The organism is Aeromonas sp. SrichE-2G (genome assembly GCF_017939565.1).
In the GTDB taxonomy this organism is placed as follows: domain Bacteria; phylum Pseudomonadota; class Gammaproteobacteria; order Enterobacterales; family Aeromonadaceae; genus Aeromonas; species Aeromonas taiwanensis.
Genome location: NZ_JAGKRG010000004.1, coordinates 1,406,610 through 1,427,918, shown reverse-complemented (window position 1 = coordinate 1,427,918; position 21,309 = coordinate 1,406,610). Strand labels below are relative to the sequence as shown.

Annotated in this window: 17 protein-coding genes; 9 read left to right on the top strand and 8 right to left on the bottom strand. The window is 61.4% G+C overall.

Annotated elements, in window-relative coordinates:
- Positions 1-50: 50 nt before the first annotated feature.
- From J9885_RS08410 to ccoN, 8 genes are all read right to left on the bottom strand, one after another.
- Positions 51-737, bottom strand: a complete 687-nt coding sequence (locus J9885_RS08410; RefSeq protein ID WP_210548790.1) for a sulfite exporter TauE/SafE family protein — start codon at positions 735-737, stop codon at positions 51-53.
- Positions 721-921: a cbb3-type cytochrome oxidase assembly protein CcoS gene (gene ccoS, locus J9885_RS08405; protein ID WP_210548788.1), complete on the bottom strand. Its 201-nt coding sequence runs from the start codon at positions 919-921 to the stop codon at positions 721-723. Before ccoS ends, J9885_RS08410 begins: the two co-directional genes overlap by 17 nt.
- Before the next feature lie 91 nt (positions 922-1,012).
- Positions 1,013-3,421 carry a heavy metal translocating P-type ATPase gene (locus tag J9885_RS08400; RefSeq protein WP_210548786.1) on the bottom strand — a complete coding sequence of 803 codons (2,409 nt, stop codon included), beginning with the start codon at positions 3,419-3,421 and terminating at the stop codon, positions 1,013-1,015.
- A gap of 89 nt (positions 3,422-3,510) precedes the next feature.
- Positions 3,511-3,999 (bottom strand): FixH family protein, encoded by a 489-nt coding sequence (locus J9885_RS08395; protein WP_210548784.1) that lies wholly within the window; start codon positions 3,997-3,999, stop codon positions 3,511-3,513.
- A gap of 125 nt (positions 4,000-4,124) precedes the next feature.
- Positions 4,125-5,102 (bottom strand): cytochrome-c oxidase, cbb3-type subunit III, encoded by a 978-nt coding sequence (ccoP, locus tag J9885_RS08390; RefSeq protein WP_043760429.1) that lies wholly within the window; start codon positions 5,100-5,102, stop codon positions 4,125-4,127.
- Positions 5,102-5,281, bottom strand: a complete 180-nt coding sequence (locus tag J9885_RS08385; RefSeq protein WP_043760432.1) for a CcoQ/FixQ family Cbb3-type cytochrome c oxidase assembly chaperone — start codon at positions 5,279-5,281, stop codon at positions 5,102-5,104. The genes ccoP and J9885_RS08385 overlap by 1 nt, the downstream gene beginning before the upstream one ends.
- An 11-nt stretch (positions 5,282-5,292) precedes the next feature.
- A complete protein-coding gene (ccoO, locus tag J9885_RS08380) occupies positions 5,293-5,907 on the bottom strand; it encodes a cytochrome-c oxidase, cbb3-type subunit II (protein WP_043760434.1) in 615 nt (204 codons plus the stop codon).
- An 18-nt stretch (positions 5,908-5,925) separates the two neighbouring features.
- Positions 5,926-7,350 carry a cytochrome-c oxidase, cbb3-type subunit I gene (gene ccoN / locus J9885_RS08375; protein WP_043760435.1) on the bottom strand — a complete coding sequence of 475 codons (1,425 nt, stop codon included), beginning with the start codon at positions 7,348-7,350 and terminating at the stop codon, positions 5,926-5,928.
- A gap of 281 nt (positions 7,351-7,631) precedes the next feature.
- On the opposite strand from ccoN, the gene J9885_RS08370 reads away from it, so the two are divergent.
- The 9 genes from J9885_RS08370 (at position 7,632) to J9885_RS08330 (ending at position 21,280) form a co-directional block, all read left to right on the top strand.
- The gene (locus J9885_RS08370) at positions 7,632-8,093 is read left to right on the top strand and encodes a hypothetical protein (RefSeq protein WP_210548782.1); all 462 of its coding nucleotides are present in this window, start codon (positions 7,632-7,634) and stop codon (positions 8,091-8,093) included.
- A 110-nt stretch (positions 8,094-8,203) separates the two neighbouring features.
- On the top strand, positions 8,204-8,662 hold the full coding sequence (locus J9885_RS08365; protein ID WP_043760439.1) for a GAF domain-containing protein: 459 nt from the start codon (positions 8,204-8,206) through the stop codon (positions 8,660-8,662).
- A gap of 101 nt (positions 8,663-8,763) precedes the next feature.
- Entirely contained in the window at positions 8,764-9,405 is a 642-nt protein-coding gene (proQ, locus tag J9885_RS08360; RefSeq protein ID WP_134694391.1) for an RNA chaperone ProQ, read from the top strand.
- An 8-nt stretch (positions 9,406-9,413) separates the two neighbouring features.
- Complete coding sequence (gene prc / locus J9885_RS08355) at positions 9,414-11,429, top strand: carboxy terminal-processing peptidase (protein WP_210548779.1); 2,016 nt, start codon at positions 9,414-9,416, stop codon at positions 11,427-11,429.
- 136 nt (positions 11,430-11,565) lie between these two features.
- Positions 11,566-14,190, top strand: coding sequence for an aminopeptidase N (pepN, locus tag J9885_RS08350; protein WP_210548777.1), 2,625 nt, complete (start codon positions 11,566-11,568; stop codon positions 14,188-14,190).
- Between the two features lie 73 nt (positions 14,191-14,263).
- On the top strand, positions 14,264-14,485 hold the full coding sequence (locus J9885_RS08345) for a DUF2835 family protein (RefSeq protein ID WP_210548776.1): 222 nt from the start codon (positions 14,264-14,266) through the stop codon (positions 14,483-14,485).
- Between the two features lie 273 nt (positions 14,486-14,758).
- Positions 14,759-19,600, top strand: coding sequence for an NAD-glutamate dehydrogenase (locus J9885_RS08340; RefSeq protein WP_210548774.1), 4,842 nt, complete (start codon positions 14,759-14,761; stop codon positions 19,598-19,600).
- A 47-nt stretch (positions 19,601-19,647) separates the two neighbouring features.
- A complete protein-coding gene (gene pyrD, locus J9885_RS08335) occupies positions 19,648-20,658 on the top strand; it encodes a quinone-dependent dihydroorotate dehydrogenase (protein WP_210548772.1) in 1,011 nt (336 codons plus the stop codon).
- Between the two features lie 85 nt (positions 20,659-20,743).
- Positions 20,744-21,280 (top strand): cell division protein ZapC, encoded by a 537-nt coding sequence (locus J9885_RS08330; RefSeq protein WP_210548770.1) that lies wholly within the window; start codon positions 20,744-20,746, stop codon positions 21,278-21,280.
- Positions 21,281-21,309 lie beyond the last annotated feature (29 nt).

Here is a 21,309-nt window from a genome sequence, read left to right as displayed (position 1 = left end):
GATTTATATCAAACAAGTTTACCACCAACTCATCCGTTTTGGATAGGGCTTCAAAAGGATGCCAGCCCGATCCAGAGGGTATGAAGTCCGTATGCCATGAGCAGCAGGGCGCCCCCAAGACGCAGGCTGCGCAGGGTCAGCCAGTAGCGCAGCCGATCGGCAAGCCCCCCCAGAGCAAACAGGGTTGGCAGGGTGCCGAGGCCGAAAAAGAGCATGATGAGCGCCCCGCCGCCGGCAGAGCCTGCGGCCGCGCTCCAGGTCAGCATGGAGTAGACCAGGCCGCAGGGGAGCCAGCCCCATACCATGCCAAACGGCAGGGCCTGCAGGGCACTGTTGAAGGGGATGAACCTGCCCGCCAGCGGCTTGATGAGTGGCCAGAATTTTGCGCCGATACGCTCCAGCAGCAGTACGCCCTGCCACCAGCCTGCGAGATAGAGGCCAAGCGCTATCATCAGCAGGGCCGCAATGACGCGCAGGCCCGCCAGGGCATGCTTGCCTGCCCCCAGCTCGCTGGTGGTGGCGAGCAGCCCGCCGACCAGGGCGCCAGCCAGCACATAGCTCAGGATCCGCCCGAGGTTGTAGTTGAGCAGGTAGCAAAGCCGTCCCCAGAAATGCTGCCGGTCGGCGGGTATGGCCATGGAGAGGGCCGCCGAGACGCCGCCGCACATGGCGATGCAGTGGCCGGAGCCTGCCAGTCCCACCAGCAGGGCCCCCAGGAGATCAAGGTTGCTGGTCATGATCTTTGCCGTGCTCGTCTGATTGCTTCTCCCGCTGGGCGGGCTGCTCCTCGTCAAACAGGATGTTGGATCCCTGCCTGTCGAGATCCTCGAACTGCTCGGAGCGAATGGCCCAGAAGAAGACAACGCCCGCGATGATGACGAACAGGATGGCGATGGGGATGAGGACGAAGATGATGTTCATGGCAAGGGCCCTGTGATGAAAACGGTCATGACCACCCTGCGGGGGCTGGATGTCTGCGGCCAGAAAGGGGAGGTACCGCGGTCTGAGCGGTTCATCGGTTGAGTCGCATGGAGTTGGTGACCACGATAAGGGAGCTCAGCGACATCCCCGCCGCCGCCAGGTAGGGTGGCAGCCAGCCGCTCGCCGCCAGCGGCAGCACCAGCAGGTTGTAGCCGATGGACCAGGCGAAGTTCTCCTTGATGATCTTGCGAGTACGCAGCGCCAGGGCGCGGGCCGCCAGCAGGCGGGAGAGATCGTCGGCCAGCAGGATGGCGTCGGCACTGTTCTTGGCGAGATCCGTGCCCCCCGCCATGGCGAAAGAGGCGTGAGCCCCCGCAAGCACCGGGGCGTCGTTGATGCCGTCACCCACCATGATGCTGATATCCCCGGCCGCTTCCCGGGCCTTGAGGTAGGCGAGCTTGCCGTCCGGGGTCACCCCCTTGACCAGCTCGTCGACCCCGAGCTCGCGAGCCAGTTTGTCCGCCTGGGCCGAGCCGTCCCCGGTCAGCATGGTGGTCTGCAGGCCGGCTTGCCTGAAAGCCTGGATCAGGGCACCGGCATCGGCGCGCACCGTGTCGGCCAGGGTGTAGCGGGCGAGCAGCCTGTGGTCGTCGGCAAGATAGACGACGAGATCGCCGGGCACCTCCCGCGGGCATGCCATGTCGGCGTGCTCTTGATCGGACAGATCCAGCCAGCGGGCACTGCCTACCCGGTACGAAGTGCCCTCGATCTGCCCCTGAATGCCGTGGCCGATGACGGGGGTGACGTCGCTTGCGGCGAGCAGCACTCCGTCCGTCACCGGCTGGCTGCGAAACGCGCGGGCGATGGGGTGCTCGGAGTAGGCTTCCAGGGCCTGGGCAATGGCAAGGCAGCGGGCGTCATCGAACTCGGCCAATGGCTGGACGCTCACCAGGCTGATGTTGCCCGTGGTCAGGGTGCCCGTCTTGTCCATCACGATGCGGTTGGCGCGGGTGAGCACGTCCAGCACGTGGCCGCGGCGCAGCAGGATGCCGCTGCGGGTGAGGTGGGCGGTGGCCGAGGTGAGCGCGGTCGGGGTGGCCAGCGAGAGGGCGCAGGGGCAGGTCGCTACCAGCACCGCCAGGGTGACCCAGAACGCCCGCTCGGGCTCATGAAAGTGCCAGAAGGTCCAGACCGCCGCGGCAATGAGCAAGAGCACCAGAATGAAGTGGCGCGACAGTACGTCTGCGAGCTGGGCGATGGCGGGCTTGTCGTCCAGCGCATGATCCTGCAGCCGCATGATCTGGGCGAGGCGGGACTCCTCGATGGCGTGACTGACGCGGATCTCCAGCGGCGCGTCCGTGTTGATGGTGCCGGCGAAGACGGGATCCCCCGCCTGCTTGAAGAGGGGAAGTTGCTCGCCGGTGAGCATGGCTTCGTTGAGGCTGGCCTGGCCCTGGAGGATGATGCCGTCGGCGGGCAGGGTGGCGCCGGCCAGCACCCGGACCCGGTCTCCTGTCCGCAGGGTCTTGGCCGCCACCTCGTGTTCGCCGTCATCATCGATGCGGGTGGCCATGATGGGCACCAGGCGCGCCAGGTTGGAGCTGGACTCCGATGCCTTGCGCCTGGCCCGCAGCTCGAGCAGGCGCCCCAGCAACAGGAAGAAGACGAACATGGTGATGGAGTCGTAATAGACCTCGCCGGTGTTGAAGACGGTGGCCCAGATGGAGGCGACGAAGGCGCCTATCAGCGCAAGGGACACCGAGACATCCATGGAGAGGTGACCCTGCTTCAGGCTTCGCCAGGCCCCCACGTAAAAGGGCTGGGCCGAGTAGATCATGATGGGGGTGGAGAGCAGCAGGCTTATCCACTTGAAATAGATCATGAACTCCTCTTCCACGCTGATGAAGAGGTCCATGTAGAGCGCCACGGCGCACATCATCACCTGCATGGATCCGAGCCCCGCCAGCGCCATGCGGAACATGTAGCTGCGCACCTCGCGGGCGTAGAGCGCCTCCTGCTGGTGAGTCTGGAAGGGGTAGGCGCGATAGCCTATCTTGGCGAACCCCTTGAGAATGTCGCTGAGAGAGAGCCGGTCCGGATCCCACTTGATGCGCGCCCTGTGGGTGGTGGTGTTGACGTTGACATAGTGCAGGCCGGGGAATCCCATCAGATGGCGTTCGATGAGCCAGGCGCAGGCGGCGCAGGTCAACCCTTCCACGGTGAGCTGGATCTCCCGCAGGGTCCCCGCCTCGGTGACGAACTCCTGCTGCACCTCGGCAAGATCGTAGTGGGTGAGGGCGGCCAGTTCGGCGGGAACCAGTTCCCCCTTGCTGCCCGGGGCGGTGCGGTGCTCGTAGTAACTGGCGAGACCGCATTCGAGAATGGTCTGTGCCACGGCCTGGCAGCCAGGACAGCACATGGGCTGCACTATGCCTTTGATCTCGAGAGTAAAACTACTGCCAGTGGGAACCGGTTCACCACAGTGAAAACAGCCGGTCATGGTCATCATCCCTCTCTGGTGCTGCCCTCGTGGGCAAGGTAAGGGGAAAGGCGTGTCTGCCGGGGCGACGTGAGCCGCTCATCCATGGCTCAACGTCCCCTGGGATCGAGTTCGACGGGGGCCCGGGTCGGCAGCTGTGCCGTCTCTTGTAGGCGCCATTCGTGATTGAAGGCATCGACCCGGATATGCCACTTGCCGGTGACGGGTTTGTCCAGCAGCAGGCGGTAGATGCCCTTGCCATCCGCCGTCAGCAGGTGTTCGCTGTCCAGGCCCGCCAGGGTCGGGTGAAACAGGGAGAGGCGCAGCGCCTGCCCGGGGGGGATCTCCCCCGACAGGGGCCTGAGGGTCAGCTCCTTGTCGTTGACCATCAGCTCGATGCGGATGCCGAGGGCCTCGGCGCGATCGAACTTGCTGAGATCCTGGTTAATCTCCTTGCCTTGCTTGTAATAGTCTTCCGCCACCAGGTTGACACCGTCCTGGCTGGCGATGATGGCGGTGGCGATGCTGCCGATCACGGCGGCGCAGGGGAGGGCGATGATGAACCAGGGCCAGAATTGGCGATACCAGGGTTGAGTCATGGTGCTACCGAAACAAATGGTTAACGAAATGGCGGTAATTCAGCCAACACAAGATAACAAAAAGCCTCGAAGAGTCGAGGCTTTTTGCTGAGTAATCACGTGCTTATCACATGTTACTGCTTATTTTACTGCGCCTGGTGGGACAAGCTATAGACATAGGATGCCAACAGGTGGACCTTGTCTTCTCCCAGGATATCCTTCCAGGCCGGCATCACGCCGTGACGTCCGTGGGTGATGGTCTGCTCGACCACCTGACGGGAACCGCCATACAGCCAGGTGCTGTTGGTGAGATCCGGCGCACCGACGGCGATGCCGCCCTTGGCATCCGGGCCGTGGCAGGCGGCGCAGACCGCGAAGCGGGCTTCCCCCTTCTTGGCCTCAACCAGGTCAACCTTGCGGCCGGAGAGGCTCAGCACGTAGGAGGCCACCTCCTTCACCCCGTCCTGACCCAGGATCTCGCCCCAGGCGGCCATGACCCCCTGACGCCCACCCATGATGGTGGTCTTGATCTGGTCGGGTTGACCACCCCATTGCCATTCGCTGTCGGTCAGGTTCGGGAAGCCGCGACCACCGCGGGCATCGGAGCCGTGGCACTGGGAGCAGTTCTGCAGGAACAGACGCTGACCCACCTTCAGGGCTTCCGGATCCTTGGCGATCTCGGTGATCTCCTTGTAGCTCTTGCCGTCCGCCTGATAGGTCAGCTCGCGGAACTTGGCGCCGTAGACCTCATCGGCCTTGGCGAGCTCACGGTCGTACTCGACCGCGCGGCCTTCCGCCTTGGCAGACGCTGCCGCGGCCTTGGATTCCGCCAGGGAGCGAACGTCCTGGTTGGAGCTCTGCCAGCCCAGCAGGCCCTTGAAGTTGCCAAGGCCCGGGAAGGCGAGCAGGTAGATGAGCCCGGTGACGATGAAGAAGAGGAACATGTAGGACCACCACTTCGGCAACGGGTTGTTGATCTCCTCGATGCCGTCGAAGGTGTGGCCCATGGGCTTGCCCTCTTCGGCGCCCATCTTGTCCTTCATGCACCAGGCCAGCAGCAGGAAGCAGCCGAGAATGGTGCCAAGGCTTATGACGGTCACAAAAATGCTAAACAGAGTGCTCATTATTGCTTCGCTCCTGCGTTCTTGTTATCAGCACTGGGTTGCTCGTCATCGGCAAAAACCAGGTTGGCGGCCTCGTCGAAGGAGGCCTTGCGGCGCTTGCTGTAAGCCCAGACGATGATGCCGATCATGATGAGCATCAGCAGCAGGGTGTACAGACCGCGGAAGGTGCCGTAATCCATATTCCGACTCCTTATTTCAGGGCATGACCCAGGGATTGCAGATAGGCCACCAGGGCATCCAGTTCCGTCTTGCCCTTGACTGCCTCGCCGGCTCCCTGAATGTCGGCGTCGGTGTAGGGCACGCCGAAGTGATCCCGGAACAGGGCCAGCTTCTTGCCGGTCAGCTCGCCGCTCAGCACGTTGGTCTCGAGCCAGGGGAAGGCGGGCATGTTGGACTCGGGCACCACGTCGCGCGGGTTGATGAGGTGGGCACGGTGCCAGTCATCGGAGTAGCGGCCGCCGACGCGGGCCAGATCCGGACCGGTACGCTTGGAGCCCCACAGGAAGGGGTGCTCCCACACGCTCTCGCCGGCGACCGAGTAGTGGCCGTAGCGCTCGGTTTCGGCGCGGAACGGGCGGATCATCTGGCTGTGACAGACGTTGCACCCTTCGCGGATGAAGATGTCGCGGCCTTCCATCTGCAGGGCGGTGTAGGGCTTGAGGCCCTCCACCGGCTCCGTGGTCTGCTTCTGGAAGAACAGCGGGGTGATCTCGACCAGGCCCCCGAGGCTGATGGCAAAGATGATGCCGACCACCAGCATGGGAACGCTCTTTTCAAAAATTTCGTGACGGTTGTTGTTGCTCATGCATTAGACCCCTTCAAATCAGGCTGGCTGTGCGACGGGTTCCAGGGAACCCTTGGGCGCAGTGACGGTGCGATAGGCGTTGTAGGCCATCAGCAGCATGCCGGTGACGAAGAAGCAGCCACCCAGGAAGCGCACGAAGTAGAAGGGGTAGGACGCCTGCAGCGCCTCCACGAAGCTGTAGGTCAGGGTGCCGTCGTCGTTGACCGCACGCCACATCAGCCCCTGCATCACACCGGAAATCCACATGGCGACGATGTAGAGCACGGTACCCACGGTGGCCAGCCAGAAGTGGACGTTGATGAGCTTGATGCTGTACATGCGCCCCTGGCCGAACAGGTTCGGGATCAGGTGATACACGGCGCCGATGGAGACCATGGCAACCCAGCCCAGGGCACCGGAGTGGACGTGACCGATTGTCCAGTCGGTGTAGTGGGAGAGGGCGTTGACCGTCTTGATCGCCATCATGGGGCCTTCGAAGGTGGACATGCCGTAGAAGGAGAGGGAGACGATCAGGAAGCGCAGGATGGGGTCATAGCGCAGCTTGTGCCAGGCGCCTGACAGGGTCATGATGCCGTTGATCATGCCGCCCCAGGAGGGGACGAACAGGATGAGGGACATCACCATCCCGAGGGACTGTGCCCAGTCAGGCAGGGCAGTGTAGTGCAGGTGGTGCGGACCGGCCCAAATATAGAGGGAGATCAGCGCCCAGAAGTGCACGATGGAGAGACGGTAGGAGTAGACCGGACGTCCGGCCTGCTTGGGCACGAAGTAGTACATCATGCCGAGGAAGCCCGCCGTCAGCAGGAAGCCCACCGCGTTGTGGCCATACCACCACTGCACCATGGCATCCATGGCACCGGAGTACATGGAGTAGGACTTCATGCCGGAGAGCGGTACTTCCATGTTGTTGACGATGTGCAGCACGGCGACCGTGATGATGAAGGCACCGAAGAACCAGTTCGCCACATAGATGTGGGAGGTGGTGCGCTTGACCAGGGTGCCGAAGAAGACGATGGCATAGCTGACCCAGACCACGGCGATGGCGATGTCAATCGGCCACTCCAGCTCGGCATACTCCTTGGAGGTGGTGTATCCCAGGGGCAGCGAGATGGCGGCAGAGAGGATGATCGCCTGCCAGCCCCAGAACACGAAGGAGGCGAGGGGGCCACCAAACAGCCGGGTCTGACAGGTGCGTTGCACCACGTAGAAGGAGGTGGCCATCAGGGCGCTGCAACCAAATGCGAAGATGACCGCATTAGTGTGCAGGGGACGCAGACGGCTGTAGGTCAGCCAGGGGGTATCGAAGTTGAGGGCAGGCCAGATCAACTGGGCTGCGATCAGTACACCAACCGACATACCGACAATTCCCCAGACAATCGTCATGACGGTGAACTGGCGCACAACGGTGTAGTTGTACTCAGGGTGGTTTGTTGTATGGCTCATCGTTGTATTCCGCTTCCGATGCTGTTGTTTGTTTTTGCCCAGATGTTCAGGGCCATTTTCACCCCGTTTTTGCAAAATCCTCCCGTTAACATCTGTTAATAAAAGGAAAAGCAAAAGGTGGATAAATGAAAATTCATTGAGAATGATACTGAACTGGTCGGTAAAATAACAGTACAAACAGTGATATATTTGGCTCCAGCGGGTCTCGTGCCTGCCAGTTTTTGCCATGCGCCAGATCACGAAAATCACATTTTTAAAGTACCTTACAGGGTTGTTTTTTCATGAAAGAGAGACTCACTTCACGCAAAATCGCGCACTTGACCATGGTGCTTGCCATTTTGCTCTCCCTGATGGCCTATCGGACCTGGTTTTCGGGCCCCCAAAGCGAGAATTCGGGGGGCACAAATGATCAGATTTGTGATCTGTCCCACAGCCCCTGTCCGCTGCGAGTGGGCGATGCGACCCTGACGGCCAGCATCGACGGCCTGCCGATCCGCCCTGAACATGACTTTGTCTTGCGTCTTCAGGGTAGTCGCGTGCAGTCCATCGCGCCGAAGGTGGCCTGGCTGGAGGGAAAGGAGATGTTCATGGGCCGGATCCCCGTGCAGTTTGAGGCCGCCAGCGGCGGCTGGCAGGCCAGGGCACAGGTGGGCGCCTGCACCTCGGCGACCATGACCTGGCTGCTCAATCTGGAGTGGAACAGTGGTCAGCGCCAGCAGTTGGCGCTAAGCGTTTCCCGCTGAACGGGCGGCCGGTCATGACCCGGGAAGGGGGGGAAAGTGAAAATTGATTTGAATTTTTCAGGCAGGACGGTACCTTGCATCCATTATCAAGGAGTGAAGTTCATTTAATCATGATTGAAAAACAAGCATTTTATCGCACCCTCAACCAGCAGGCCCAGGCATTGCTCGAGGGCGAGCCTGACATGATCGCCACCCTGGCGAACCTCTCTGCGCTGCTTAACCAGGAGCTGACCGACATCAACTGGGTCGGCTTTTACCTGTTGCAGGGAGAGACCCTGGTGCTGGGGCCCTTCCAGGGCAAACCCGCCTGCGTGCGTATCCCGGTCGGGCGCGGGGTGTGCGGCACGGCGGTCGCCGAGGGCAAGACCCAGTTGGTGGACGACGTGCACCAGTTCGCGGGGCACATCGCCTGTGACGGTGCCAGCAACTCGGAAATCGTGATCCCGCTGCGCCGTGCCGGCCAGATCATCGGGGTACTGGATATCGATAGCCCGATTTTTAGCCGCTTTGATGAACAAGACCGGATCGGCCTTGAAGAAACGGTGCAAATTTTGGAAAGCATGCTCTAAGTCATTGCTAGATGGTTCGCAAAAGGTCCCAAGCTCTCTATAATGGGGCCTTTGTTGTGTTCGGGCATGCCCGTGCGTCTATATGAAAGCCAAGGTTATACATGGAAAACACTGAAAAGCTGAAGAACAGTAAAGAGATCGTCGCCTACCTGGTCGAGAAATTCCCGGCCTGCTTCATCGCAGAAGGAGAGGCCAAGCCGCTCAAGATTGGCATCTTCCAGGATCTGGCTGCGCGTCTTGCCGACGACGAGAGAGTCTCCAAGACCATGCTGCGCTCTGCTCTGCGTCAATACACCTCCAGCTGGCGTTACCTGCATGGCCTCAAGGCTGGCCAGGCCCGTGTCGATCTGGACGGCAACCCGGGTGAACTGCTGACCGAAGAGCACATCGAACATGCCAAGCAGGCGCTCAAGGAGAGCAAGGAGCGCGTCTTCGCCAGCCGTCGCACCAACACCAAGGAGAAGGAAGACAAGCCCAAGCAGCCGCGTCGCAACGCGCCGCGCAAGGCCGATGCTCCGCGCGCCGACAAGCCGAAGTCCGCGCCCAAGGCCGCCCCGGTGGCTGATGAAGCCCCGTTGGTCAAGGTGGATGCCGCTACCCTGAAAGTGGATCAGGGCGTGCGCGTCGTGCTGGGCAAGTCCCCGGTGCCCGCGACCATCAAGGAAGTGACCAAGGATGACGTACAGGTTCAATTGCAGACCGGCATGATGTTGCGGGTCAAGTTCGAGCATCTGGTTCTCTAAGGAGACGCATGTTGAAGCATGGCGTAATTCGTTTTTCCCTCGTAGCCTGTGGCCTGGCGCTCGCCGGGCTCGCGCAGGCCATCGAGCCGGTGCTCAAGGAGAGTGATTTGCCTGTGTTGGCTCAGGAGAGCCAACATGCTACGGCCAGCAAGCGAATTGCCAACCTGTTTACCCGCTCCCACTACAAACAGTTCAAGCTGGACGATGCCTTTTCCTCCGTGGTCTTTGACAAGTACCTGGAGAATCTGGACTACAGCCGCAACCTGTTTCTGGCCTCTGACATCAGCCGTTTTGAAAAGTACCGTACCGGTTTTGACACCGACCTCGAACGAGGGCGGCTGGCTCCGGCCTACGAGATGTTCAACCTGAGTCAGCAGCGACGTTACGAGCGGTTCGAATACGCCCTCAAGCTGCTCGACACCCCCTTCGACTTTACCCAGAAAGACAATTACGTCTTCGATCGGGAAGGGGCTCCCTGGCCCAAGGATGAAGCCGAGCTCAACGAGCTGTGGCGTCAGCGGGTCAAGTTCGATGCCCTGAGCCTCAAACTCAGCGGCAAGGAGTGGCCCGAGATCAAGGAGCTGCTTGGCAAGCGTTATAACAACGCTATCAAGCGGATGTCCCAGACCGAGAGCGAGGACGTGTTCCAGCTCTTCATGAACTCCTTCGCCCGTGCCATCGAGCCGCACACCAGCTATCTCTCGCCGCGCAGTGCCGATCGCTTCAACACCGAGATGAACCTCTCACTGGAAGGGATTGGCGCCGTGCTGCAGGCGGAGGATGACTTCACCGTCATCCGCTCCCTGGTGCCCGGCGGTCCGGCCGCCAAGTCCAACCACTTGAAGCCCGATGACAAGATCACCGGGGTGGGGCAGGACGACGGCAAGATCGTCGACGTGATCGGCTGGCGTCTGGACGACGTGGTCGAGCTCATCAAGGGCCCGAAAGGCAGCAAGGTGAAGCTGGAGATCCAGCGCGGCAAGGGCGCCAGCGCCAAGACCGAGCTGGTGGAGCTGACCCGTGACAAGGTGCGCCTGGAAGACAGGGCCGCCAAGTCCAAGGTGATCACCGCCGAAGGCAAGAAAATTGGCGTGCTCGAGATCCCGAGCTTCTACGTCAACCTGCACGACGACGTGATCAAGGAGCTCTCCAGCCTCAACAAGCAGAAGATCGACGGTCTCATCGTGGATCTGCGCGGCAACGGCGGCGGTGCCCTGACGGAAGCCTCCGCCCTGAGCGGCCTGTTCTTCGCGAGCGGTCCGGTCGTGCAGATCCGTGATCACATGGGTCGCATCACCGTCAACGGTGACGACGACGGCAACGTCTATTACGGCGGCCCCATGTCGGTGATGATCGACCGCTACAGCGCGTCGGCCTCCGAGATCTTCGCTGCCGCCATGCAGGATTACGGCCGCGCCCTGATCCTCGGCGAGAACTCGTTCGGCAAGGGCACGGTGCAGCAGCATCGCAGCCTGGCCAAGGTATACGACTTCTACGAGCAGCCGCTGGGCCACGTCCAGTACACCATCGCCAAGTTCTACCGCATCGATGGCGGCAGCACCCAGAACAAGGGAGTGGCGCCTGACATCGCCTTCCCGACGGCGGTGGCGCCGGACGAGACGGGGGAGAGCCGCGAGTTCAACGCCCTGCCCTGGGACAAGATCGCCTCGGCAAGCTACGACAAGCTGGGTGATTTCTCCGGCATGCTGCCCAGGTTGAAGTCGGCACACGAGGCGCGGATCACCAAGGATCCGGAATTCGCCTACGTGCTGCAGGACATCAAGGAGTATCAGGCGGAGAAGGACAAGAAGTCGGTCTCCCTGAACGAAGCCGAGCGGCTGGCCGAACAGGCCAAGCAGGACGAGAAGGCGCTGGCGCGAGCCAACGAACGTCTGACCCGTCTTGGCAAGCCTGCGGTGAAGAGCCTGGATGAACTGCCCGCCGATTTCGAGGCGCCCGACGAGTATCAGGTCGAAGCGGCCAACATCACGGCGGATCTGGCCAGTCTCAGCAAGAAGAGCTGATCATGGCCACGCCATGCTGATTGACAAGGGCGACTCAGGTCGCCCTTTCTTTTGCCTGAATGCAAACTATTTGACCCTGTCCGAGCCTTGTGACAGCCTCTGACACGTCAATAACAAAGCGTGGAAGCACACAATAATGACCGATCTCTCCCAGGCCATGACGGCCAAGTATCGCCAGGACTACCGGGCTCCCTTCTACTGGTGCGACAGCATCGACCTCGATTTCCAGTTGCAGGAGCCCCTGACCCGGGTCACCGCCATCTCGCGGCTGCGCCGCAACGGCGCTCACAACGAGCCCCTGGTGCTGGACGGCGAGGGGCTTGACCTCGTCAGCATCAGCCTGGATGGCGTTCCTTTCAGCCAGTACGAGCAGGGGGAGGGCAGCCTGACCCTGTTCAACCTGCCCGCCGAGTGCGTGCTGACCATAGTCACCGACATCAACCCTGCCGCCAACACTGCGCTGGAAGGGCTTTACAAGTCCGGCGAAGCCTACTGCACCCAGTGTGAGGCGGAGGGCTTTCGTCGCATCACCTATTACATGGACAGGCCGGATATCCTGGCCCGTTACAGCACCCGCATCAGCGCCGACAAGGCCAGGTTCCCCTATCTGCTCTCCAACGGCAACAAGGTGGCGAGCGGTGATCTGGACGGTGGCCGCCACTTCGTGCAGTGGCAGGATCCCTTCCCCAAGCCGAGCTATCTCTTCGCCCTGGTGGCGGGGGATTTCGACGTGGAGCGCAACCACTTCGTCACCAAAAGCGGCCGCCAGGTGGCCCTCGAGATCTTCGTGGACAAGGGCAACCTGGACAGAGCCGGCTTTGCCATGGAGAGCCTCATCAATTCCATGCGCTGGGACGAGCAGCGCTTCGGCCTCGAGTACGACCTCGACATCTACATGATCGTGGCGGTGGACTTCTTCAACATGGGCGCCATGGAGAACAAGGGGCTCAACATCTTCAACTCCAAGTTCGTGCTGGCCAACCCGGCCACCGCCACCGACGGCGATTACCACGGCATCGAGCGGGTGATCGGTCACGAATACTTCCACAACTGGACCGGCAACCGCGTCACCTGCCGTGACTGGTTCCAGTTAAGCCTCAAAGAGGGGCTGACGGTGTTCCGGGATCAGGAGTTCTCCTCCGATCTGGGGTCCCGCGGGGTCAACCGCATCAACAACGTGCGCACCGTGCGCGGCCCGCAGTTTGCCGAAGACGCCGGCCCCATGGCGCACCCCATCCGCCCGGATGTGGTGATCGAGATGAACAACTTCTACACCCTGACCGTCTACGAAAAGGGTTCTGAAGTGATCCGCATGATGCACACCCTGCTGGGCGAAGACGCCTTCCAGGCGGGCATGCGCCTCTACTTCGAGCGCCATGACGGCTCGGCAGCCACCTGTGACGACTTCGTGCAGGCGATGGAGGATGCCTCCGGCGTGGATCTCGGCCGCTTCCGCCGCTGGTACAGCCAGTCCGGCACCCCCGAGCTCACCGTGACCGACGAGTACGACGCCGCAAGCGGCGTCTATCGCCTGCACGTGAGCCAGCACACCCCGCCGACCCAGGATCAGCCGCAAAAACTGCCGCTGCACATTCCCCTCGACATCGAGCTCTATGATGAGCAAGGTGCCGTCATCGCCCTGCAGTACCAGGGCAAGGCCATCGGCAACGTCCTCAACGTGCTGGAAGCACAGCAGACGTTCGAATTCGATCAAGTGCCGGTCAAGCCGGTGCCCTCCCTGCTGCGGGACTTCTCCGCGCCGGTGAAGCTGCATTTTGACTACAGCGACGAGGCGCTCGCATTCCTGATGCGCCATGCCCGTAACGAGTTTGCCCGCTGGGATGCCGCCCAGATGCTGATCAACAAGGCGGTGATCGACGGCGTGGCCCGGGTGCAGCAAGGGCAGGAGGTCGCGCTCTCCCAAACCTTGCTGGCGGCCTTTGAGGGCATCCTGGCTGACGCAACCCTGGATCCCGCCCTCAAGGCAGAGATCCTGGCGCTGCCGGGAGAGGCGACCCTGGCCGAGCTGTTCGACGTGGCCGACATTGACGCCATCCATCGGGTGCGCGGCGACATCCAGCGTGCGCTGGCCCAAGGCTTCGGTACTGCGCTGCTGACCTGTTACGAGTGCCTGCGCCTGCCGGCATACCGGGTGGTGCATGAGGACATGGCCAAGCGCGCCCTCAAGGGCGTGGTGCTCGGCTACCTGGCGGCCCTGGATCCGGTGCAGGCCGACGCCCTGGTGCGGGAGCAGTACAGCAGCGCAGACAACATGACCGACACCCTGGCCGCCTTGCAGGTCGCCAACGGCCACCTGCTGGCGTGCCGTGCCGAGCTCCTTGCCGACTTCGAGGGCAAGTGGGCGCACGATGGTCTGGTGCTGGACAACTGGCTGCGTCTGGTGGGCAGCAAACCCGCCGCCGACGTGCTGGCTGAGGTGAAGCAGGCGATGGCGCACCCCACCTTCAGCATCCGCAACCCGAACCGGCTGCGGGCGCTGGTGGGCAGCTTCGCCATGAGCAACCAGGTGCAGTTCCACGCCGTGGATGGCAGCGGCTACCGCTTCCTGACCGATCTCCTGATCGAGCTCAACGAGGTCAATCCCCAGGTGGCGTCCCGCCTAATCACCCCGCTCATCCAGTTCAAGCGGCTCGATGAGGGGCGCAAGGCGCTGGTCCGCGCCGAGCTGACCCGCCTGGCGAATCTGGACGGGCTGGCACGGGATCTGTTCGAGAAGGTGAGCAAGGCGCTGGCCCAGTAAGCGTCCTGATGGCGGGCAGGGGGGTCAGGCTCTCCTGCCCGTTTTTACATGGAATACAGAGAGGGGAGAAGCAATGAGGCAATACACTTTTCGGCTGGCCCTCGGCCGGGACGAGATCATGCTGATGTATCAGGGGCATGTCAGGCGGCTGGTGGTGCGCACCGAGCAGGGACTGACCCTGGAGCTGGGGCTGGAGAAGATCCGTGGCTTCGTGTCACAGGACGGGGTTTCTGGCTACTTTCGGCTGACAACCCAGGACGATCATCGCTTCATTTCCCTGGAACGCATAAATTAACAAAACTTGAACATTTTTCCGGGTAATTATCTGCTTAAAGTCACTATCTATCCGGCAAATCTCGCATCATCCAGTGTGATTTTCTGATTTTTGCCAACTTGGCAAAATATATCACAACCCAAGCCGTGATCTGCCCCTTGTTTTTAACATCCCGTTATCACCTTTGCTCGCCTTCCTTGATCCAAGACATTACACTCGCTGCAACTCTGTACCGGTGGGCATCCAGGGTGGATGTCGCCGTGTCTGTGATGTCGTCCGATAAGGAAACTAGCAATGGCATTGAAAGACGCCCCTACCTCAGTTCTGCTCGAAAACGTTCTCAGCCTGATCCATCAGAAATTGCCCAGAAACAGTGCCTCCCTGGTCGAATGCTTCGTCGCCAAGTTCTACGGCAACATGGCCAGCACCGACCTGCACGATCGCAATGACAGCGATCTTTACGGGGCGGCGCTCAGCCTGTGGAATGCCCTCAATCAGCGTACCGACACCGACCCTTACATCCGGGTGTACAACCCCGAGCTGACCCGTCACGGCTGGCAGTCTCCCCATACCATCGTCGAGATCATCCTGCAGGATTCCCCCTTCCTGGTGGACTCCATCCGCATGGCCCTCAAGCGTCGCGGCATCACGGCGCACATGATGCTGCACCAGCCGCTGCACCTGATCCGCAGCGAAGGGGGCAAGATCAGCGCCATCCTGGATCTGGACAACACGGCGTCCCAAACCTCGGTAGAGACCGCCTTCCTCATCGAGATCGACCACCTGACCACTGAAGAGGAGATGGAGGCCCTGACCGCCGAGCTGAACTCGGTGGCGCGGGAAGTAGCCCTGGCGGTCGGGGACTGGCAGCCCATGCTGGCGCGCCTGAACGAGATCATCGACGAGCTGCCCAAACGCAAGCACCCGGTCAGCAAGGCCGAGGTGGACTCCTGCGTCGCCTTCCTGAAATGGGTCGCCGCTCACAACTTCACCCTGATGGGCTATCGCCGCTATGACGTCAAGGCGGTGGAGGGGGATCACGAGATCCTGCCCCAGCCTGACTCCAGCCTGGGTCTGATGAAGAACTCCATGAAGGACGAGGGGCAGCGCCTGGGCACCATGCCAGCCAGCGCCCGCCACGCCGCCCTGAGTTCCGACCTGCTGATCCTCACCAAGTCCAACAGCAAGTCCCGGGTGCACCGCCCGGCCTATGTGGATTACATCGGCATCAAGCGCTTCGACGAGCACGGCAAGGTGGTGGGGGAAGATCGCTTCATCGGTCTGTATGCCTCCTCCATCTACAACACCAGCGCGACCCAGATCCCCCTCATCAGCCACCGCCTCGAGCGCATCATGGCCGCCTCCGGTCATGAGAAGGGCTCTCACGCCTACAAGGCGCTGCTGAACGTGCTGGAAACCTACCCGCGCGACGAGCTGATCCAGGCCCGTGAAGAGGAGCTGCTGGCCACCGGCCTCGGCGTGCTGGAGATGCAGGAGCGCGACATGCTGCGCCTGTTCGTGCGCCGCGACGTTTACGGCCGCTTCTTCTCCTGCATGGTCTATGTCACCAAGGAGCGCTACAACACGGCGCTGCGCATCAAGACCCAGCAGATCCTGCAAAAATATTTCGGCAGCAGCGAAGAGGTGGAGTTCAACGTCTACTTCACCGAGGGCGTGCTGGCACGGACCCACTACATAGTGCGGGTCAACAACAACAACGTGGATGTGGATGTGAACGAAGTACAGAACAACCTGATCGAAGCGGCCCGCAGCTGGGATGACCGTCTGGATTCCGTGCTGCTCTCCCATTATGGCGAGGCCCGCGGCAACGAACTGCGCCGTCGCTTCAGCACCGCCTTCCCCCGTGCCTACAAGGAAGACGTGCTGCCGGGCTCCGCCGTGGCGGACATCATGGCCCTCGATGGCCTGAGTGAAGCCGAGCCCCTGGGCATGCTGTTCTACCGCGCCCAGGAGGAGGAGAACGATCGCCGGGTGCGCCTCAAGCTGTTCCACCGCACCGAGCCCATCCACCTCTCCGACGTCCTGCCCATGCTGGAAAACATGGGGCTGCGCGTCATCGGCGAGACCCCGTATCAGGTGCGTACCCCGACCGGCGAGGTGTTCTGGATCCTCGACTTCTCCATGCTGCTGCGCGGCGAACAGCCGTTCGATCTGGAGCAGAGCCAGCAGCGCTTCCAGGAGGCCTTCGCCGCCATCTGGAACAAGACCCTGGAAGATGACGGCTTCAACCGCCTGGTGCTGGGGGCCGGCCTCAGCGGCCGCCAGGTCTCTGTGCTGCGTGCCTATGCCAAATACATGCGCCAGACCGGCGTCTCCTTCAGCCAGTCCTATATCGAAGAGACCCTGACCCGCTACCCGGATATCGCCCAGCTGCTGTTCACCCTGTTCGAGCAGCGCCTGGATCCGGCGAGCAAGCAGGACGCCAAGGTACAGGCCAAGCTGCACGAGCAGCTCGCCGCCAAGCTCGATCAGGTTGCCAACCTGGACGACGATCGCATCATCCGCCGCTATGTGGAGATGATCGACGCGACCCTGCGCACCAACTACTACCAGCCGGACGGTGCGGGCAACATCAAGCCCTACATCTCCTTCAAGCTGGCACCCTCCAGCATCACCGACATGCCGCTGCCGCTGCCGAAGTTCGAGATCTTCGTCTACTCGCCGCGGGTGGAAGGGGTGCACCTGCGCTGGGGCAAGGTGGCCCGTGGCGGGCTGCGCTGGTCCGATCGCAAGGAAGACTTCCGCACCGAGGTGCTGGGTCTGGTGAAGGCGCAGCAAGTGAAGAACACCGTCATCGTGCCGGTTGGCGCCAAGGGCGGCTTCTACTGCAAGCAGATGCCGGCGGGCGCGTCCCGTGCCGTCATCCAGGAGGAGGGCAAGGCCTGCTACCGCCTGTTCATCCGCGGTCTGCTGGACGTCACCGACAACATCATCAAGGGTGAGGTGATCCCGCCGAAATCCGTGGTACGCCACGACGAGGATGACTACTACCTGGTGGTGGCGGCTGACAAGGGCACCGCGACCTTCTCCGACATCGCCAACGAAATCAGCCTGGAATATGGCCACTGGCTCGGCGATGCCTTCGCCTCCGGCGGCTCGGTCGGCTATGACCACAAGAAGATGGGCATCACCGCCCGCGGTGCCTGGGAGTCGGTCAAGCGCCACTTCCGCGAAATCGGCGTCAACTGCCAGACCACGGACTTCACCTGCGTGGGCATAGGCGACATGGCCGGCGACGTGTTCGGCAACGGCATGCTGCTCTCCGAGCACATCCAGCTGGTGGGCGCCTTCAACCACATGCACATCTTCGTCGACCCGACCCCGAATGCGGCCAGGAGCTTCGTCGAACGCCAGCGCCTGTTCGAACTGCCGGGCTCCAGCTGGGATGACTACAACCGTGAGCTCATCTCCAAGGGGGGCGGCATCTTCCTGCGCTCGGCCAAGTCCATCAAGCTGAGCCCCGAGATGCAGACCCTGCTCGGCACCGACAAGGCCAGCATGGCACCGAACGAGCTGATCAAGGCCCTGCTCTGCCTGAACGTGGACTTGCTCTGGAACGGCGGCATCGGCACCTATGTGAAGAGTGCCCGCGAGAGCGACGCCGACGTCGGGGATCGCAGCAACGACGTGCTGCGGGTCAACGGTCGTGACCTCCGTGCCCGCATCGTGGGCGAGGGTGGCAACCTGGGCTTCACCCAGCTCGGCCGGGTGGAGTATGCGAGCCAGGGCGGTCGCATCAACACCGACTTCACCGACAACGTGGGCGGCGTGGACTGCTCCGACAACGAGGTGAACATCAAGATCCTGCTGAACCAGCTGGTGGCCGCCGGGGATCTGACCCTCAAGCAGCGCAACCAGATGCTCTACGAGATGACGGATGCGGTGGCGCAGGTGGTCATCACCAACGCCTATCGCCAGTCCCAGTCCATCTCGGTCACGGCGTTCCGTGGCGACGAGCAGCTCAAGGAGCAGCAGCGCTTCATCCAGGGGCTGGAGCGGGAAGGCAAGCTGGACCGCGGTCTCGAGTTCCTCCCCTCCGACGAGGAGCTCTCCGAGCGGATGGCGGCGGGGCAGGGGCTGACCCGACCCGAGCTGGCGGTGCTGGTGGCCTACGGCAAGATGGTGCTCAAAGAGCAGCTCAACTGCCCGGAAGTGACCGACGAGCCCTTCCTCGCCAACATGCTGGTCACCAGCTTCCCGACCCAGCTGCAGCAGCAGTTCGGCGCGGCCCTTGCCCAGCATCCGCTGCGCGGCGAGATCATCGCGACCCGGGTGGCCAACATGCTGGTCAACGACATGGGGCTCAACTTCGCCAGCCGGATGAAGGACGAGACCGGTGCCTCGGTGGCGGAAGTGGCCTGCTGCTTCGCCATGGCCCGGGAAGTGTTCGGCCTCAATACCCTGTGGCGTGACATCGAAGGGTGTGACAACCAGGTGGATGCCAACACCCAGCTCGAGCTGATGTTCTACAGCCGCCGCATCGTGCGCCGCGCCACCCGCTGGTTCCTGCGCGCTCGCAACCGCAGCTGGAGCATCGGCGAGAACATCGCCTTCTTCCGCCCGGCCTTCGAGACCCTGGCCGAGCATCTCTACGAGGTGATGGACGAGAGCGAAGTGGCCGAGCACCAGCAGGCGGTCGCCGCCCTGGTGGCCAGAGCGGTTCCCGAGCATATCGCCCGTCAGGTGGCCCACATGAGCAGCCTCTTCTCCTGCCTGGATCTGGCGCAGATCGCCGCGGAGCACAAGACTGACATCCTGCGCGCCGCCAACGTCTACTACCGTCTCGGTGCCAAGCTGGATCTGCACTGGTTCCTCGAGCAGATCAACCATCAGCCGGTGGGCAACCACTGGCAGGCGATGGCGCGCTCCTCCTTCCGCGAGGATCTGGACTGGCAACAACGCAGCCTCACTTCCGTGGTACTGGAAGGGTGCAAAGAGCAGGGAGAATGCGCTACCATACTGGCCGACTGGATTTCGGAGCATGAGCAGCTCTTGTCCCGTTGGACCCACATGTTGGCCGACTTCAAGACTACCAGCACCCACGAGTTCGCCAAGTTCTCGGTGGCCTTGCGAGAGTTGAACCTGCTCCAGTTGAATTGCCGAACCTCGGCATAACCCCAAAAGCCCCGGCCAGTTGCCGGGGCTTTTTTTAAGGAGCAAGCATGCTGTACCCACTCGCCAGGCATTTCCTGTTCAAACTCAATCCGGAACAGGCTCACGATCTCTCCATCAAATATTTGCCCCGCCTTCTCGGTACCCCGCTTGATTGTTTCTTCCGCAACACCCTGCCAAAACGCCCCGTCACCGTCATGGGGCTTAATTTTGCCAATCCGGTGGGGCTGGCCGCAGGATTGGATAAAGACGGGGAGTGTATCGATGCCTTCGGGGCCATGGGGTTTGGCTTTATTGAAGTCGGTACCGTGACCCCCAAGCCCCAGAGTGGCAATGACAAGCCGCGGCTGTTCCGGGTTATTCCGGCCGAGGGGATCATCAACCGGATGGGGTTCAACAATAAGGGGGTCGATCATCTGGTGGCCAGGGTCAAGGAGGCCAAATATCAGGGGGTCATCGGCATCAATATCGGCAAGAACAAGGATACCCCCATCGAACAGGGCAAGGACGATTATCTGATCTGCATGGACAAGGTGTATGAGCACGCCGGTTATATTGCCGTCAATATTTCCTCACCCAACACCCCTGGGCTGCGTCAATTGCAATACGGCGACGCACTGGACGAATTGCTGGCCGCACTGAAGCAGCGCCAACAGGAGCTGGCAGCAAAATATAAGAAGTATGTGCCGCTCGCCGTTAAAATTGCCCCGGATCTCTCCCTGGAGGAAATTAACCAGGTCGCGACATCCCTGGTCAAGAATGGTATCGATGGGGTCATCGCCACCAATACCACCCTCGAGCGCGACATGATTTACGACATGCCCCATGCCGGGGAAGCGGGTGGCCTGAGCGGTCGTCCTCTGCAGCACAAGAGCACCGAGGTGATCCGCCAGCTGGCCAAGGCACTCGATGGCGCGCTGCCCATCATCGGTGTGGGCGGTATCGACAGCGCCATGGCCGCCCGGGAGAAACTGGCGGCGGGTGCCAGCCTTGTCCAGATTTACAGTGGCTTTATTTATAAGGGCCCGAGTCTGGTGAAAGAGATCGTTACCCATATTTAAAAAGTAATCGACTGCCCTTATTTAAAGTTGCTCAATTTCTCGACATGGAATAAAGTCGAGTAACCGCTTAGATAAGGGCATCTCCATGTGTATCCAACCCAATGACAATTGGCAGTGGCATTATGACGCTCAGGATGATCGTCTGATGCTGGATTTATCCGATCGCATGATATTTGCCACCGAATATAAAGGTCGGCAGCTTGTTCCCTGTTCCTTCACCACCCAGCCTTTTTGCGTGGATGATGCGGCCCTCTATTATCAGCTGATGGACAAGGCATCCGAACTCGACTGGAGTACGCCCCATCAGGTGCAGCTGGTGCTTAATGCCATCGCCGTCAGCCGCTTTTATAAACCCCTGATGCCGCAGAGCTGGTTCTTTCATGAGCAGTCGACCCACTTTATGCCGGAAATGGGATCCTTGGTGTGGATGGATACGCCCCATGGTCGGGGAGAATTCATGATCATCGAAGCCGGGGATCAGGCCAGCGTCTGCCTGAACCTGACCGATGAACTGGTGCTGACCACCAGCAAGATCCTGCCACGGTTCGCCGTGATCAAGGTGATGAATAACCGGATGCAAGCCAGAGTGCGGGCACAGACACAATATCGGGAAGTTGGCTGACGACGGGCTCGTTATATGACGATGAATAG